The sequence below is a fragment of the Novosphingobium sp. FG90 genome (assembly GCF_057808725.1).
This window is the reverse complement of record NZ_JBMDIO010000022.1, coordinates 55,557-71,379: the sequence shown is the minus strand read 5'-3', so window position 1 is coordinate 71,379 and position 15,823 is coordinate 55,557. Positions and strand designations below refer to the sequence as shown.

Sequence of the window (15,823 nt, the reverse complement as noted above, 5' to 3'; positions counted from 1 at the left end):
AGACACGGCCCCGGGTTCCTGTTGCGTCAGCAATGACGGGGCTGAAGGCCCGTTGGGGGGTCCGCCTTATTTGAGCAGCACCATCTCCTCCGACATGGTCGGGTGAATTGCCACCGTGGCGTCGAAATCGTCCTTGGTCAGCCCGGCCTTCACCGCGACTGCCGCCAACTGCATGATCTCCGGCGCATCCGGGCCGATCATGTGGATGCCCAGAACCTTTCCGGTCTCGGCATTGCACACCATCTTGTAGAGCGAGCGCTCGTTGCGGTGTGCAACGACGTTCTTCATCGGCCGGAAGTCGCTGGTGTAGACCTTGACGGTGCCGAACTGCTGCGTCGCCTGCGCCTCGGTAAGACCGACTCCGGCGATCGGCGGATGGCTGAACACGGCCGAGGCAATGCAGGAATAATCCACCGTCGTCGGTTTACCGCCGAACAGCGTATCGGCGAAAGCCTGGCCCTCGCGAATGGCCACGGGCGTCAGCTGCACCCGGTCGGTCACGTCGCCCACGGCATAGATGCTCTCGACGTTGGTGCGGGAATTCCCATCGACCTGGATCGCTCCCCGCTCGTTGACGGCGACGCCCACATCCTCCAATCCGAGCCCCTCGACATTGGGCACGCGCCCCGTAGCGAAGAGAACGCAATCCACTTCAAGCGGCTCGTGGTTGCTCATGAAGACCAGCAGCGAGCCGTCTTCCTGCTTCTCGATCTTCTCGAAGTTCGCGTTGAAGCGGAAATCGATGCCCTTGGTCAGCGAAATCTGGAGCAGGCGGTCGCGAATTTGCTCGTCATAGCCTCTCAGAAGCTGGTCGGAGCGGTTCATCAAAGTCACCTTCGCCCCGAACTGGTGGAAGATGCCCGCAAACTCGTTAGCGATGTAGCCCGCACCGGCAATCAGGACGCGCTTGGGGATCGCATCGAGATGGAAAGCCTCGTTGGACGTTATTCCGTGCTCGTGCCCCGGGCACGACGGCACGTGCGGGCGGGCGCCGGTAGCGATGAGGATATGTTTCGCGGTCTTCTTCTCTCCATTGCCGAGCGTGATCTCGTTGGGGCCGGTGATAGTCGCACGCTCGTGGAATATCTCGACCTTATTGTTCTCGAGGGTCTGCGTGTACAGGCCGTTGAGGCGGTCGACGTCGCCCAGCACGTTGTCACGCAGCTTCTTCCAGTCGAAAGTGCAGCCGGTAATTTCCCAGCCGAAGTGCTTGGCATCTTCAAGGTCTTCGGCAAAGTGGGCGCCATAGACGAGCATCTTCTTTGGCACGCAACCGCGGATCACGCAGGTCCCACCGACACGGAACTCCTCGGCCACCGCCACGCGCGCACCATGCGCAGCCGCCACGCGGCTCGCGCGAACACCGCCCGAACCTGCGCCTATGGTGAAGAGGTCGTAATCGTAGTCGGCCATGCGATGAAGCTCCTTAGGGTCGCGGCGCATATGGGCCATGGTCAGGGCGATTGCCAGCATGGGGAGCGGCCATTTCCATCCGGCGCTCAAGAATTTCTTCCTGCCGCTTTACCACCGGAACGCATTGTCAACTTTATTGGTTGAGTTTATATTCCAAACCATAGCACAAGGGAGATCGCCGATGCCCCGTTCGCCCCTATCGTCATCCAACGCAGCCGTTTCGGAAAAGCAGGAACCGCTGATTCTTCTTGTTCCCGGCCTCGACGGCAGCGGACCGCGCCACTGGCAGCGGCGCTGGACGGAAGAGATCGAGAACTGCCAGGTAGTCGAACTCGGCACCTGGGATAACCCCCACCGCAACACCTGGATCAATCGCCTCAACCTGGCGGTGCATCATGCAGGACGACCCGTGGTGATCGTGGCGCACAGCCTTGGTTGCATCCTTACCGCATGGTGGTCCAAGTTCGAGCAGCCGAGTTGGTCGGCGCCCGTGATCGGCGCAATGCTGGTCGCTCCGCCGGAGGTCGACTTCTTTCCGCGCGATGAGCGCGTCACCGGGTTTGCGCCGACACCTGCCGACGCCCTGCCCTTCCCCTCATTACTGGTTGCCAGCCGGAACGATCCGTGGATGGGCTTCGAAACGTCCAAGAGCCTGGCGCGGCGCTGGGGCAGTACGTTCGTGGATGCCGGTCACGCGGGGCACATCAACGCCGATTCCGGTCTCGAAGGTTGGGAAGACGGCAAGCGCCTGCTTGCACGTCTGGTAGACGGCGCAATTCCGCCGCCTGGCGCGGCCCTGCCGGTGAACGGCGACTGGGCAGGCACCGAAATGCGCGCCTGAAACGCAAAACTTTCCTTGCAGGGCGCCGGGGCGGCCTTTCGGTTGCCCCGGCGTTTTCCGGTGATCAGGCGATGCCGGCCAGAGCCAGAAGCGCGGTGGTCGAGGGATCGAACTCCACGCCGCCCTGCTCGATCTGCTTTGCGATCTCCTTGCCAAGTTCCACGCCGAACTGGTCGAATGGGTTGATCCCGAGCAGAACGGCGTTGGCGAACGTGCGGTGCTCATGGAACGCCACAAGCGCGCCGAAGGTGGCGGGCGTCAGGTCATCCGCCAGCATCGTCGCCGAGGGGCGGTCGCCCGGATAGGCGCGCGCCGGATCGTCGCTGTGCTTGCCCGCCATCAGCGCGGCGCCCTGCGCGAAGCAGTTCGAAAGCAGTATGCGGTGGTGATCGAACGCAAGGTCGTGGCCGGGCGCAATCGAGGCGATGAAGTCCACCGGCACCAGGTTGGTGCCCTGGTGCAGCAGTTGGAACACCGCATGCTGCGCATCGGTGCCGACACCGCCCCAAGTGATAGGCGCGGTGGGGCCATCAATCGGCTTGCCGTCGAAGGTCACGCGCTTGCCGTTCGATTCCATCTCCAGCTGCTGAAGATAGTCGGGCAGCAGCGCCATGCGCTCGTCATAGGCGAAGACCGCCCGGGTCTGGCAGCCGCGCAGGCGAGTGTAGTACTGGTCGGCGAAAGCGGCGCGCAGCGGCAGGTTGGCAAGGCCGTCGGTATCGCGGAAATGCACGTCCATCGCCGCCGCACCGTCGAGAAACTCGGCAAAGTCCGGCCAGCCCAGCGCCATCGCCACCGGGAAGCCGATCGAGGACCACAGCGAGTAACGCCCGCCCACGCTCTCGGAGAACGGCAGGATGCGGGTTTCGTCCACGCCCCATTCCATCGCCTTTTCCGGCGCCGCAGTCAGCGCGACGACGCGGCCATAGGGATCCTCGACGCCGTTCTCGCGCAGCCAGATGAGCACGCTGTCGGCATTGGTCATCGTCTCGATGGTAGTGAAGGTCTTGGACGCGACTGCCAGCATCGTGGTGGCCGGATCGCACTTCGCAAAGGCCTGCTCCAGCGCGCAACCGTCGATGTTGGACACGACATGGACGTCCACCATCGCGCCTTCACGGGCCAGCGCGTCGATCGCCAGCGCCGGACCAAGCGCCGAACCGCCGATGCCGACATGGATCAGGTGCTTCACCTCGCCCATGGCGCCGCGGTGGATGGCCTCGACGATGGCGGCCATGCGGTGATGGTTCTCGGCCGCGGTCTGGACGCTCTCGTCCTTGCCGACGCCGCGCTGGGCGGTGTGCTCGGCGGCACGGCCTTCGGTCGGGTTGACGATCTCGCCCGCGAACAGCGCCGCGCGGCGACCGGCGAAGTCCTGCGCTTGCGCCAGTTCCTCGAAGGCGGCGACGTGCGCGGCATCGAGGTGGGTCTTCGACCAGTCGAACAGGATCCCGGTGGAGTTCTCCTCCTCACCCAGTTCGAAGCGCGTCGCGAAAGCATCCAGACGGCCGGAATCGGCATCGAAAAGCTGCTTCAAGGTGGGTTTGTCGAGGCCCTGCAGCTTGTTCCATACCGCTTCGCTCATACAACGCATCTCCTGGTAAGCATTCGGTGCGCCTTATGCGTTCCGCAGTTGCGAAATCCAAGCCCGAGTTGTGCAATTATCGGCCAGTACCTCACGTTGGTCGGGATCGCTCTTGACGGAAGCACGCGGCCATGGGCAAGGGTTTGCCCATGAGCGACACCCATAGCGCGACAAAGATCGAAGCCGGCCAGGCACCCGCCGGAGCCCCTGACGCCAAGCCAAAGAAGGACGAGAACTTCTTCTCGTTCCTGTTCTGGCTGGTGCTGGGCGTCGTGGTGCTGCGCAGCTTCATCATTTCGCCCTTCAACATCCCCAGCGAGTCGATGCTGCCCCGGCTGCTGACCGGCGACTATCTGTTCGCCACCAAGTGGTCCTACGGCTTCTCGAAGTATTCGCTGCCGTTCAGCGTGCCGCTGATCCCGGGCCGCATCCTCGCCAGCCAGCCCGAGCGCGGCGACGTGGTCATCTTCAAGGCTCCGCCAGACAACGACGTCGACTACATCAAGCGCGTCATTGGCCTGCCCGGCGACGAGATCCAGATGAAGGGCGGCCAGTTGTGGATCAACGGCAAGTCCGTGCCCAAGGTGAAGGTCGCCAACTTCATCGTGCCCGTCAGCCCCAACACCGACTGCGGCCCCGGCTTCGAGACGACGGATAAGGGCAAGGACGTCTGCTCCTACCCCCAGTTCCGCGAGACGCTGCCGAACGGCAAGAGCTACACCGTGCTCGACATGGGGCCGACCCCGCAGGACGACACCGGCGTCTTCGTGGTCCCCGAAGGCCACCTGTTCCTGATGGGCGACAACCGCGACAATTCGATGGACAGCCGTTTCCCGGCGGTCGAGGGCGGCGGCGTCGGCATGGTTCCGCAGGAAAACCTCGTCGGCAAGGCGGCGGTCATGATGTTCTCGACCGACGGCTCGGCCGAGTGGATCAAGCCCTGGACCTGGTTCACCGCCGCGCGCTGGAGCCGGATCGGGAGCGTGATCTGAGTGCTTGAAGCCAATACACGCGCCTTTCTGATCAAGCATTCCGGCCAGGAGCCGCTCGACGAAGCGCTCTGGCAAGCGGCCCTGACGCACGGCTCCACCGGCGAGAAACGCAATTACGAACGGCTGGAGTTCCTGGGCGACCGGGTGCTCGGCCTGTCCGTGGCCGAATGGCTCTACCGCGGCAGCGACGAGGCGGAAGGCCGCCTGTCGCAGCGCCTCAACGCGCTCGTCAGCCGCGCCACCTGCGCCACGATCGCCCGCGAGATCGGCCTCGGCCCGCACATGCGCCTCGGCAAGCAGGCCCGCGATGACGGCGGACAGGATTCGGAGAACATCCTAGGCGACGTGATGGAGGCGATCATCGGCGCCTGCTTCACCGAGCGCGGTTTCGAAGCGGCGCGCGACATGGTACTGGGCCTGTGGGCGGACACGCTCCAGGGCAAGACCGGCAAGCGCAAGCATCCCAAGTCCGCGCTGCAGGAATGGGCCGCAGGCAATCGCCGCCGCATGCCCGAATACAAGCTCGTCGACCGTTCAGGCCCCGATCACGCGGCGCGCTTCACGGTCGAAGTTTCGATTCACAACGTCGGTTCGGCACAGGCCACCGCCAATTCCAGACAAGGCGCCGAGACCGGCGCCGCGGAAGAGTTCATGAGGAAATTCGGCTAATCGGCCGTCACTCTGCATCACCCTTCGACAAGCTCAGGGTGAGCGGGTGTTGTGAAATACGGGAATTTGTTATTCTGAAGTCCGCCATGATTGAATTTCCTCTGAAGATTTTTGAATTTCCGCTCATGCTGAGCTTGTCGAAGCACAAGCCGCAGGGCGCAACCGGAGCCGCACAGAAATGACCCAGCACTGCGGTCTCGTCGCCGTCATCGGCGCCCCCAACGCGGGCAAGTCCACGCTCGTCAACGCGCTCGTCGGGCAGAAGGTGGCGATCACCTCGGCCAAGGCGCAGACCACCCGCGCCCGCCTGCTCGGCATCGCACTGGAGGGTGACGCGCAGATCATCCTCGCCGACACCCCCGGCATCTTCGCGCCCCGCCGCCGCCTCGACCGCGCGATGGTCGCCGCTGCCTGGGAAGGCGCGCAGGAAGCCGACGCGATCCTGCTGATCGTCGATGCGGTGAAGCTGCGCCGGCACGAACTGATGCCGCTGCTCGAAACGCTGAAGGACCGCACCGAACGCAAGGTGCTGGTGCTCAACAAGGTCGATGCAAGCGCCAAGGAAAAGCTGCTGGTGCTCGCGCAGGAATTCACCGCGGAAGTGCAGTTCGACGAAGTTTTCTTCGTCTCCGCCCTCAGCGGCGACGGCGTGCCGCAGCTCAAGACCTGGCTCGCCGGGCAGATGTCCGAAGGCCCCTGGCACTATCCCGAAGACCAGGTTTCCGACGCCAGCGAACGCCTGCTCGCCTGCGAGATCACGCGCGAGCAGCTCTACCGCCAGCTCCACGAGGAACTGCCCTACGACGCCGCCGTGCGCCCCGAGGCCTATACCCCGCGCAAGGACGGCTCGGTCGAGATCCGCCAGCAGATCGTGGTCACCCGCGACAACCAGCGCGCCATCGTGCTGGGCAAGGGCGGCTCGAAGATCAAGGCGATCGGCGAGGCCGCGCGCAAGGAACTGAGCGAAGTTCTCGGCCAGAAGGTCCACCTGTTCCTCCACGTCAAGGTCGAGGAAAACTGGGCCGAAACCAAGGACATCTACGAGGAAATCGGGCTCGACTGGGTGAAATGATGAAGGCCGCATTCTCGACCCTCACTGCCACCGCTTTCCTGCTGTGCGGCTGCGCCACGCCTTACATGAAGGCCGTGGCCGCCGAGAAGGCGCAGGTCACGCTAGTGGAAGAGAACCTGGCCGGGCAACGTTACGTCGCCATCGGCTCGTCGTTTGCGGCAGGGCCGCAGTTGCCGCCGGTCAAGCCAAGCTGGCCCGCACGCTGCGGTCAGAGCTTCAACAACTACCCGACGCTGCTCGCCGAACGCTTCGGCATGGTGCTGATCGACCGTTCCTGCTCGGGCGCGGTGACCGACAATGTGCTCGGCCCCTGGGGCGAAGTGCCGCCGCAGATCAACAGCGTCACGCCCGACACCCGGCTGGTGACGATCACCATCGGCGGCAACGACCTGTCGTACATCGGCAACCTGTTCTCGGCGACTTGCGCGTTCAACGCGAAGATCATCGCCGCCTCGGGCGCCAAGACCAAGGCCTGCGGCCCGGTCCGCATCCCCACGGAGGCCGACTATGTCCGCGACGAGGCACAACTCAACGAGATCGCCCGCCGCATCAAGACGACGGCGCCGCAGGCCCGCATCGTCTTCGTCCAGTACCTGACCCCCGTGCCGCCGCCAGGCAAGCTTTGCGCCGACACTCCGGTCAGCGAAACCGACGCGGCCATCGTGCGCGAGATCGGTCGCCGTCTTGCCGAGATCACCGGCCGCGTGGCGCAGGCGCACGGCACCATCGTCGTCGAGATGAACCAGTCTTCGGCTACACACACGCCGTGCGACAAGGAGCCTTGGATGATCGGGTCCCCGCAGGGCTACGACGGACGGCAGGGCCTGCAGTGGCATCTCAACAAGGCCGGGATGCAGGCGACCGCTGACGGGATTTCTTCCTGGCTCATCAAGGCAGGCGTAAGGCCGGTAAAGCCATCAGTGACCGTCGAGCCCGGCCTCAATCCTCCCGGCCCGGCGCCTACGAAGCCTGCACCCGGCCAGCCGGTGCCCGCCGTCCCGGTGCCGGCTCCGACGGCCGCGCCGACCGCAAAGCCGGCTCCAGCCCCAACTGCAAAGCCCTCCACCGAGAAGAAGAAGCGCTCGTAGTCCCTGACGCGGTTCGCGATGGCGCGGACCGTCGTCGCATTCCTGCAATCAAAGTGCATTAAGCGCCCTTGCCCAACACCGCCGTCCCCACGGCAGGAACAAGGAAGGGGTCGCTCATGGTCGCGCGGACTGCCGCTGCGGCGCAACGGGATATTCCCGTAACCGTTCGCCGTCCCATCGGCGCTCGGCTGCGGGCGGGTTCGCTTGCGCTATACCTGCTGGTCGCCTTCGCATTGCGGCTCTTGATGTTCGGCAAGCCCGCGTTCCAGTCCGACGAGCAGTTCTACCTTCTCGTCGGGCAACGCATGGCGCAAGGCGCGTTGCCGTACATCGACATATGGGATCGCAAGCCCTGGGGCCTTTTCGCGATCTATCGTGCAGTCTACGCCCTCCCCTTCGATCCAGTGCTGACATATCAGTTGCTGGGCCTGGCCTGCTCGGTGCTTACCGCGCTGGTCATCGAACGCCTCGCCCGTCGCATCGCTCCGCCGAATGCGGCACGGATGGCGGGTCTGGTATATCTCCTGTGGCAGCCGGTGTTCAATGTCGCGCTGGGTCAGTCACCGGTGTTCTACAACCTGCCGGTGGCATTTGCCGCGCTGATCGTCATTGATGCGCGGACGCGGGCGCACGACCCTTTGCTCCCAAGGCACGGGCTGGCAGCAATGTTGCTGCTCGGGGTGGCGATCCAGATCAAGTATAATGTGGTCTTTGAAGGCGTCGCGTTCGGCCTCATGCTGCTTGGCCGCGGCTGGACGGACGGTTGGTCATCCCGCCGGGTCGCGCTCACCGGTGCCGGATGGATTGCCGCAGCGCTCGCCCCGACGGCCGCCGTCTGGCTGTATTACGCGATGCTCGGCCAAGGCGAGGCTTTCGCGCAGGCAAACTTCACCTCGATCCTGGGCCGCACCACCGACATGGCAGAAGCTTTCGGCAGGCTCGGAAAGGAATTTGCGGCGCTGCTGCCCTTTGCGCTTGCCGTGGTCGTAGCTCCGTATCGCCTTCGCTCCGTCCGTGGCGCACAGCCTGCTGCCCTGCCTTCGCTCCGCATATGGGCTTTGGCGAGCATCGGCGGCTTTCTGATCTTCGGCACGTGGTACGACCACTATCTCGGCCCCGTACTGGTGCCCCTCAGCATCCTCGCCGCCCCTGCCCTGGCGCGCCGGCACTCGACCGAGCGCTGGTACGGCCATTTGCTGCTCGCACTGGGGGCGATTGGCGCGGTCGTTGTTCCCGCCCTGCAGGTTCGTGAAAAGGGAAACGCAGCGCAATTCGCAAGCGTCACGAAAGCGATCGCGCACGAATTGCATGGGCGCTGCCTCTACGTCTTCGAAGGAGACAGTGCGCTCTACCGCACAACCAACGCCTGCATCCCGACGCGCTTCGCCTACCCCAGCCACCTCAACGCCATGAACGAAGCCCGCGCGCTGGGAATCGATGCGACGCGGGAGGCCCAGCGCATCATGGCGAGCCGCCCAGGAGTAGTAGTCACGACACTGTCGCGGCGCCCGAGCCGCGCCAACGACGAAACCCGCCGGATCGTCATGGGCGCGCTGCGCAAAGACTACGAAACCTACGCGCAAGTAACGCTGGGCACCCGTCGATTCACCCTGTGGCATCTCAAATGAAACTACCACGGGACTGAAAGATCAGCGTGCCTTGGCGATGTTCATTCCGTGCTGCCTCGCGGCATCCTTGGTCGATTCCTCGGTACGGTTAAGGGCCTTGGCGATTTCCTTGAGCCCCTTGCCCTTGCCCGCGAGGGTCTGCAGCTTCTGCAACTCCTCCGGCTTCCAGGGCTGCTTGTGCTTTGCGACCTTGTCGCTCATTCTGCAGCCTCCTTCGTCTTCTTCGCGGGCGCCTTCTTTGCGGCGGGCTTCTTCGCAGGCGCCTTCTTGGTCGCTGCAGCCTTCTTCGGCGCGGCCTTCTTCTTGCCCTTCGCAGGCCCCTTCGCCGCCTTCTCGTCGATGAGCGTGATCGCCTGCTCGGCGGTGAGGTCTTCGGGCTTCTGGTCGCGCGGCAGGGTGGCGTTGGTAGTGCCGTCCGTCACGTAAGGGCCATAGCGGCCCGCCATCACCTTGATCTCGCCGCCGCTTGTGGGGTGCGCGCCCAGAACCTTGAGTGGTTCCGCCTTGGTGCGCGATGCCGCGCCGCCGCGATTGGCGGCATCCGCCAGCATCGATACTGCCGCGTTCATGCCGGTGTCGAACACTTCCGCCGTCGAACGCAGGCGCGCATACTTGCCGTCATGCGCGAGGTATGGACCGTAACGCCCTATACTGGCAGTAATGTCCTTACCCGTTTCCGGATGCGGTCCCACCGTGCGCGGCAGGCTGAGCAGCTTGATGCCCCATTCCAGCGTGAGTTCATCGATGTCCTTGGGAATCGAGGCGCGCTTGGCTTCCTTGCCCTCACCGAGTTGGATGTAGGGACCGAAGCGGCCCGTGCGACGCATGATCTCCATGCCTGTCTCGGGATCCTTGCCCAGACCTTCGTCGTCACCGCCATCGTTGGCGCCGCCCGGCTGCGCGAACTTACGGGTAAACTTGCACTCAGGGTAATTTGAACAGGCCACAAAGGCGCCATAACGGCCACCACGCAGCGAAAGACGGCCCTCGCCGCACTTGGGACACACGCGCGGGTCGGTGCCGTCGGCCTTCGGCGGAAACAGATAGTCGGAGAGGAACTCGTCCAGCGCCTCGGTCACTTCCGAGGGCTTCTTTTCCATCACTTCGTCGGACTTGGGCTTGAAGTCGCGCCAGAAGGCTTCGAGCAGAGCCTTCCATTCCTGACGACCACCCGAGACGTCGTCGAGTTCGTCCTCCATCCCCGCAGTGAACTCGTAAGCCACGTAGCGGGGGAAGAAACGCTCCAGGAACGACGTGAGAAGCCGGCCCGTTTCCTCTGCGAAGAAACGGTTCTTCTCGGTGCGCACGTAAGCGCGGTCCTTGATGACCTGGATGGTCGCCGCATAAGTCGAAGGACGCCCGATGCCCAGTTCCTCCAGCCGCTTGACGAGGCTTGCCTCGGAGAAGCGCGGCGGCGGCTGGGTGAAGTGCTGCTCGGCGGTGACGTCCTTCTTGGCGGGCATGTCGCCCGACTTCATGAAGGGCAGCAGGCCGCCATCGTCGTCGTCGTCGGACTTGTTGTCGCGACCTTCCTCGTAGACGGCGAGGAAGCCCGGGAACTTCACCACCTGCCCGGTCGCGCGCAGTTCATTGCGCCCGGTGCCGTCGCGCAGCGTTACGGTGGTGCGCTCCAGCTGGGCCGAGGCCATCTGGCTGGCCATCGCACGCTTGAAGATCAGATCGTAGAGACGGGCCTCGTCACCGGAGCCGAAGCGGTCCTTGGTGAAGTCGGTCGGACGGATCGCTTCGTGCGCTTCCTGCGCGTTCTTCGCCTTGGTTTCATAGTGACGGGGTTTTTCGGGCACAAAATGGCCGGAAAACCGCTCGGCGATGGCCGCGCGGGCCGCCGAGATCGCGCTCGGATCCATCTGCACGCCGTCAGTACGCATGTAGGTGATCGCACCCGCTTCGTAGAGCGTCTGCGCCACACGCATCGTCTGGCTGGCCGAGAAGCCCAGCTTGCGCGCGGCCTCCTGCTGCAGGGTCGAGGTGGTGAAGGGCGGCTGCGGGTTGCGGCGATGGGGCTTCGTCTCGACGCCTTCGACCTTGAAGGCGCCCTGCTCCACGGCGGCCTTGGCACGAAGGGCGATACCCTCGTCACCCAGGCTCAGGCGGTCGAGCTTCTGCCCCTCGAAGGTCACCAGCTTGGCGGTGAAGTCCGTGCCGTCGTGCGCCATCTGCGCCGCGACCGACCAGTATTCCTGCGGACGGAACGCCTCGATCTCACGCTCACGATCGACGATCAGGCGCAGCGCCACCGACTGCACGCGGCCCGCCGACTTGGCGCCCGGCAGCTTGCGCCACAGCACCGGCGAGAGCGTGAAACCGAACAGGTAGTCGAGTGCGCGGCGGGCGAGGTAGGCGTCGATCAGGTCCTGGTCCAGCTCGCGCGGCTGGGTCATCGCCTTGGTGACGGTTTCCTTGGTGATCGCGTTGAAAGTGACACGCTGCACGTCCTTGGGCAGCGCCTTGCGCTTGGCCAGCAGTTCCTTCACGTGCCACGAGATCGCCTCGCCCTCGCGATCAGGGTCGGTCGCGAGGATCAGGCGGTCGGCGGTCTTGGCCGCATCGGTGATCGCCTTCACCTGCCGCTGCTTGTCGCCGTAGAGTTCCCAGTCCATCGCGAACTCCTCGTCCGGGCGGACCGAGCCGTCCTTGGGCGGCAGGTCTCGGACGTGGCCGTAGCTGGCGAGAACCTTGTAGTCCTTGCCCAGGTACTTCTCGATGGTCTTTGCCTTGGCCGGCGATTCTACGATGACTAGCTGCATTCTTTAACTCGATCTGCCCCTCGCGTGCGCGCACGCATACATACACGTACAAGGTGGGTCGTGTTCGACCGGGCCGTCAAGCCCCGCCGGGACGGCCCCATTGCCGCATATGCGCTGCGGGATAAAGACGCTCGGTCGATTTCTTGCGGTGCGTTCTTCAAACTGGCAGATTCAGCCGAGGCTTACCCGGCCGCCTGCGTGCCGGGTAAGCCGCCCGTCCAGTTCCATCTCCAGCAACGCGAGTTGCACAGCTGCGGCACTCGCTCCCGACTGGCGGATCAATTCATCGACGGCAACCGGCGCAGTCGTCAGCAGACCAGTGACTTCGGCCGGATCGGCAGGACGTGCGGCCGGCAGGCCCTCTGCCGACGGGCCATCGGACGGGTGCAGCGGCATGGGCACCGCACCGAAGAAATCGGTCAATTCCTCGATCACGTCCCGAGCGCCCTGAACCAGCGTCGCGCCATCACGGATCAGCTGGTTGCAGCCGTGCGAGCGGGAATCGAGCGGCGAGCCGGGGATCGCCATGACCTGCCGCCCCATCTCTCCCGCCAGCCGCGCGGTGATGAGCGAGCCGGATTTCGGAGCCGCCTCGACCACCAGGGTTCCCAGGCAAAGGCCGGCGATGATGCGGTTGCGCGCGGGAAAGTGCCGCGCCAGCGGCTCGGCTCCGGGGGGCTGTTCCGCCAGCAGCAGCCCGCGTGTCGCCATGTCTTCCTGCAAGGCCGCGTGCTCGGGGGGGTAGGTGATGTCGATACCGCTGGCAATGACTCCCACGGTCGCCCCTCTCGCCGCCAACGCTCCCTGATGCGCAGCGCCGTCGATGCCCCGGGCAAGGCCGGAAACGACCGTCCAACCCTCGCTCGCGAGATCGTGCGCGAATTCCCGCGCCAGCCGAATCGCCGCCGCCGAGGCATTGCGAGCACCGACCATCGCCACACAGGGTCGCTCAAGGACCGAGAGTTCTCCACGCCAGGTCAGGATCGGCGGCGCACCCTCCGTTTCGGCCAGCAAGCGCGGATAATCGGGCGAATCGTGAAAGAGGTAGCGTGCGCCCGCCTTGCGGGCCGCCGCGATCTCGGAATGGATGCGATGCTCGGCAGCGAGGGCATATGGGCGGCCGGAGCGGCCGGCAATTTCGGGCAGAGCCGCCGTCGCGCTCGCCGCATCCCCGAAACGGGCTAGCAGGTGCCGGTAGGTGACAGGCCCGACATTCGGCGAACGCAACAGGCGGATGCGGGCGAAGGCTTCCTCCTGCGAGAGACCGCCCGACGCGCTCACTTCTTCTTGCCGCTCCCGATGCGTGGTTCGGTCCCGGCGCGCAGGCGGGCAATATTCTCGCGGTGCTGGAAGAGTACGAGCGCCGCGATGACGGTCAGGACCAGCCCCGCCTGCGGATAGCCGAGCACGAAAGCGACGAGCGGCGCAACGATGGCCGCAGTCATGCCGGAAACCGAAGAGATGCGGGCCGTCGCGAGCAAGCCGATCCAGGTCACCGCATAAGCAAGCCCCACCGGCCATGCGAGACCGAAGGCCACGCCTGCCGTAGTGGCAACGCCCTTGCCGCCCTTGAACCGCAGCCAGACGGGGAAGCAGTGGCCCAGGAACGCGCCGAGCGCCGCCAGAGGCGCCCACTCCGGCCATATCTGCGCCGCGATCAGCACCGCGGCCAGCCCCTTGACCAGGTCGAGCAGCAAGGTTGCTGCGGCAAGACCCTTGCGACCTGTACGCAGCACGTTGGTTGCGCCGATGTTGCCAGAGCCGATCGAACGCAAGTCGCCCGCGCCCGTAGCCCGGGTCAGGATGAGACCGAAGGGCACCGAACCGAAGATGTAGCCAAGTGCCAGGGAGAGAATCCACGCCATGCCATGCGCCTTAGCGCCCTATCGCGCTTTGCAGAAGACAGGTTGCAGCATTCGACGTTGCCGGAACAACCTTCTCGCGGTTAACAGGTGGCAAGGTCCAGGGATTGATGATGGCTTCCGATATCGAGAGCGCGCCGAAAAGGGCCGCCACCGCGCGTACCAGGGTCGATGCGACGGCGCCGATCCTGCTGTTCGATTCGGGCGTAGGCGGCCTCACCGTACTGGAAGAGGTCCGCAAGGCACTCCCCGACGCACCGGTCATTTACGCAGCCGATACCGCCGGACTGCCTTACGGCACCAAGACCGAGGCCCAGATCGCCGCCCGGGTCGCGGGCCTGCTCGGCCGCATGACGGAACGACTGCGCCCGCGTCTCGTCTGCATCGCCTGCAACACGGCCTCGACCATTGCGCTGGGCATGGTGCGCGAGGTGCTGGAGGTTCCGATCGTCGGCACCGTGCCTGCCATCAAGCCCGCCGCCGCGATGACACGGACCGGCGTGATCGGACTGCTCGGCACCGAGGCGACGATCCGGCAGGCTTACGTCGACCGGCTGGAACACGAATTCGCCGCCGACAAGCGCCTGCTGCGCCATGGCGCGCCGGGCCTCGTGGAGGCTGCGGAGGCCAAGCTGCGCGGCGAGGCCGTCGACCCCGCCCTCATCCGCCATGCCGCAGAGGCGCTACGCTCCCAGCCTGATGGCGAGAGGATCGACACCGTCGTCCTGGCATGTACCCACTTCCCGCTTGTCGAGGCGGAACTCGCCAAAGCGTTCGGCCCCGGCGTGCGCTTCGTACACGGTGCCCAAGGCATAGCGCGGCAGGTTGCGCGTCTCACGGCGGGACAGGAATATTCTCGCCAAGAGCCTGACCTCGCGCTATTCACCGGGCAGGGAGAATTGCCTGATGCCTATGCCGGTAAACTGGCGCATTACGGGCTCTTGAGGATCGAGAAATTTTGACGCGACGGCTCAATCTGTGGTTGTTGTCGGTACTGCTCATCATCGCCATTCCGTACTACTGGTTCCTGGCCGATGCCGGGACCGGACCGGGAGGCGGTGAGCCGAAGGCCAAGCCGCTGACGATCGGCGTTCTGCGCAAACTTGCGGATGCGGACGATGGGCAACGCCCTGTCGAACTGCGCGTCGAGACGGTGGGTCTGCGCATGACCTCCCGCAACATGCTCATCGCCGGCGGAGGGCTTCGGCAGTATCCGAACATCATCCGCGCCTACGAACTTATCGTGCCAGGCAGCGGCCCCATCGTGATAGACGCCGGGATTTCGCGCACGGCCGCGGCCACTAGCGAGTTTGACCAATACAACGGCGACGCCCAGGTCCGCGTCGATGTGGCGCTTTTGAAAGCGGCGCATGTAGTCATCCTGGCCGACAAGCCGACTCACAACGGCGGCCATGCGACAGGTACGCACCGGGCCTCACAGGAACCTCCTCCCTCCGGCGACGCACCGTATGCCCTCGCCCCCGGGGTCGTGGTGATCCCGGCGAGGGGCGTCGCTCCGGACGCGAACATGGTCTACGTCAGACTGGCGGACGACCATGAGTACCTGTTTACCGGCGACATCGCCAAGCTGGCCGCCAACTGGAAGGAACAACGCCTTCCCGCGCGCATAGCAACTCGCGGAGAAATGTCCTCGTTCCGCGGGGAAACCCTCTCGTGGTTGATGACGATCAATGCATTGCACCGCGCCGCGCCGCAGATGACGATCGTTGCGGGGCACGAGCCTTCCAAAATCCCGTTTTCCGCAGGCACGTTTTCCGATTAGCCCTTAGGTACAAGCGACTGGCAATGAGAGACGCGATAAGCTATTGGGCGCAGCAAATGCAGTCCGGGCAACGGACGCAACGCTTTGGGCAGGCGCCGGAACAGGCAAGGCAGGACAAAGTC

The 15,823-nt window shown here is 64.8% G+C and carries 14 protein-coding genes; 8 read left to right on the top strand and 6 right to left on the bottom strand.

The genetic code is table 11. The annotated features are described in order from the left end of the window. Window positions 1–66: 66 nt before the first annotated feature. Window positions 67–1,413, bottom strand: coding sequence for a glutathione-disulfide reductase (gene gor / locus ACODRZ_RS17930; RefSeq protein ID WP_488972203.1), 1,347 nt, complete (start codon window positions 1,411–1,413; stop codon window positions 67–69). 37 nt (window positions 1,414–1,450) lie between these two features. Here gor and ACODRZ_RS17925 point away from each other — a divergent pair, with 37 nt between their 5' ends. Then, window positions 1,451–2,254, top strand: coding sequence for an RBBP9/YdeN family alpha/beta hydrolase (locus tag ACODRZ_RS17925; protein ID WP_488972202.1), 804 nt, complete (start codon window positions 1,451–1,453; stop codon window positions 2,252–2,254). A 64-nt stretch (window positions 2,255–2,318) separates the two neighbouring features. Here the strand turns inward: ACODRZ_RS17925 and pgi are convergent, their stop codons facing one another. Then, the gene (gene pgi, locus ACODRZ_RS17920; RefSeq protein WP_488972201.1) at window positions 2,319–3,839 is read right to left on the bottom strand and encodes a glucose-6-phosphate isomerase; all 1,521 of its coding nucleotides are present in this window, start codon (window positions 3,837–3,839) and stop codon (window positions 2,319–2,321) included. 149 nt (window positions 3,840–3,988) lie between these two features. Between pgi and lepB the strand changes: the two genes are divergently transcribed. The 5 genes from lepB (at window position 3,989) to ACODRZ_RS17895 (ending at window position 9,288) form a co-directional block, all read left to right on the top strand. Continuing rightward, a complete protein-coding gene (gene lepB / locus ACODRZ_RS17915; protein WP_488972200.1) occupies window positions 3,989–4,831 on the top strand; it encodes a signal peptidase I in 843 nt (280 codons plus the stop codon). Continuing rightward, window positions 4,832–5,500 carry a ribonuclease III gene (gene rnc, locus ACODRZ_RS17910; RefSeq protein WP_488972199.1) on the top strand — a complete coding sequence of 223 codons (669 nt, stop codon included), beginning with the start codon at window positions 4,832–4,834 and terminating at the stop codon, window positions 5,498–5,500. 178 nt (window positions 5,501–5,678) lie between these two features. Further along, the gene (gene era / locus ACODRZ_RS17905) at window positions 5,679–6,572 is read left to right on the top strand and encodes a GTPase Era (protein ID WP_488972198.1); all 894 of its coding nucleotides are present in this window, start codon (window positions 5,679–5,681) and stop codon (window positions 6,570–6,572) included. Next, entirely contained in the window at window positions 6,572–7,660 is a 1,089-nt protein-coding gene (locus ACODRZ_RS17900) for an SGNH/GDSL hydrolase family protein (RefSeq protein ID WP_488972197.1), read from the top strand. Before era ends, ACODRZ_RS17900 begins: the two co-directional genes overlap by 1 nt. Before the next feature lie 305 nt (window positions 7,661–7,965). Beyond that, the gene (locus ACODRZ_RS17895) at window positions 7,966–9,288 is read left to right on the top strand and encodes a glycosyltransferase family protein (RefSeq protein ID WP_488986220.1); all 1,323 of its coding nucleotides are present in this window, start codon (window positions 7,966–7,968) and stop codon (window positions 9,286–9,288) included. Between the two features lie 21 nt (window positions 9,289–9,309). On the opposite strand, the gene ACODRZ_RS17890 is transcribed toward ACODRZ_RS17895, so the two are convergent. The 4 genes from ACODRZ_RS17890 to plsY all read right to left on the bottom strand — a co-directional run bounded on the left by ACODRZ_RS17890 (window position 9,310) and on the right by plsY (window position 13,921). Next, complete coding sequence (locus ACODRZ_RS17890; RefSeq protein WP_008828827.1) at window positions 9,310–9,489, bottom strand: hypothetical protein; 180 nt, start codon at window positions 9,487–9,489, stop codon at window positions 9,310–9,312. Beyond that, the gene (gene topA, locus ACODRZ_RS17885; protein WP_488972195.1) at window positions 9,486–12,056 is read right to left on the bottom strand and encodes a type I DNA topoisomerase; all 2,571 of its coding nucleotides are present in this window, start codon (window positions 12,054–12,056) and stop codon (window positions 9,486–9,488) included. Before topA ends, ACODRZ_RS17890 begins: the two co-directional genes overlap by 4 nt. A gap of 171 nt (window positions 12,057–12,227) precedes the next feature. Beyond that, window positions 12,228–13,337, bottom strand: coding sequence for a DNA-processing protein DprA (dprA, locus tag ACODRZ_RS17880; protein ID WP_488972194.1), 1,110 nt, complete (start codon window positions 13,335–13,337; stop codon window positions 12,228–12,230). Beyond that, a complete protein-coding gene (plsY, locus tag ACODRZ_RS17875; protein ID WP_488972193.1) occupies window positions 13,334–13,921 on the bottom strand; it encodes a glycerol-3-phosphate 1-O-acyltransferase PlsY in 588 nt (195 codons plus the stop codon). Before plsY ends, dprA begins: the two co-directional genes overlap by 4 nt. A 110-nt stretch (window positions 13,922–14,031) precedes the next feature. Between plsY and murI the strand changes: the two genes are divergently transcribed. Then, on the top strand, window positions 14,032–14,880 hold the full coding sequence (murI, locus tag ACODRZ_RS17870; protein ID WP_488972192.1) for a glutamate racemase: 849 nt from the start codon (window positions 14,032–14,034) through the stop codon (window positions 14,878–14,880). Then, window positions 14,877–15,701 (top strand): hypothetical protein, encoded by an 825-nt coding sequence (locus ACODRZ_RS17865; RefSeq protein WP_488972191.1) that lies wholly within the window; start codon window positions 14,877–14,879, stop codon window positions 15,699–15,701. Before murI ends, ACODRZ_RS17865 begins: the two co-directional genes overlap by 4 nt. Window positions 15,702–15,823 lie beyond the last annotated feature (122 nt).

What these genes read in the sequence shown, in the direction of transcription:
- gor (WP_488972203.1), bottom strand. Translation starts at nt 1,413, where the DNA reads ATGGCCGACTACGATTACGACCTCTTCACCATAGGCGCAGGTTCGGGC.
- ACODRZ_RS17925 (WP_488972202.1), top strand. Translation starts at nt 1,451, where the DNA reads ATGGTCAGGGCGATTGCCAGCATGGGGAGCGGCCATTTCCATCCGGCG.
- pgi (WP_488972201.1), bottom strand. Translation starts at nt 3,839, where the DNA reads ATGAGCGAAGCGGTATGGAACAAGCTGCAGGGCCTCGACAAACCCACC.
- lepB (WP_488972200.1), top strand. Translation starts at nt 3,989, where the DNA reads ATGAGCGACACCCATAGCGCGACAAAGATCGAAGCCGGCCAGGCACCC.
- era (WP_488972198.1), top strand. Translation starts at nt 5,679, where the DNA reads ATGACCCAGCACTGCGGTCTCGTCGCCGTCATCGGCGCCCCCAACGCG.
- ACODRZ_RS17900 (WP_488972197.1), top strand. Translation starts at nt 6,572, where the DNA reads ATGAAGGCCGCATTCTCGACCCTCACTGCCACCGCTTTCCTGCTGTGC.
- ACODRZ_RS17895 (WP_488986220.1), top strand. Translation starts at nt 7,966, where the DNA reads ATGGCGCAAGGCGCGTTGCCGTACATCGACATATGGGATCGCAAGCCC.
- ACODRZ_RS17890 (WP_008828827.1), bottom strand. Translation starts at nt 9,489, where the DNA reads ATGAGCGACAAGGTCGCAAAGCACAAGCAGCCCTGGAAGCCGGAGGAG.
- topA (WP_488972195.1), bottom strand. Translation starts at nt 12,056, where the DNA reads ATGCAGCTAGTCATCGTAGAATCGCCGGCCAAGGCAAAGACCATCGAG.
- plsY (WP_488972193.1), bottom strand. Translation starts at nt 13,921, where the DNA reads ATGGCGTGGATTCTCTCCCTGGCACTTGGCTACATCTTCGGTTCGGTG.
- murI (WP_488972192.1), top strand. Translation starts at nt 14,032, where the DNA reads ATGGCTTCCGATATCGAGAGCGCGCCGAAAAGGGCCGCCACCGCGCGT.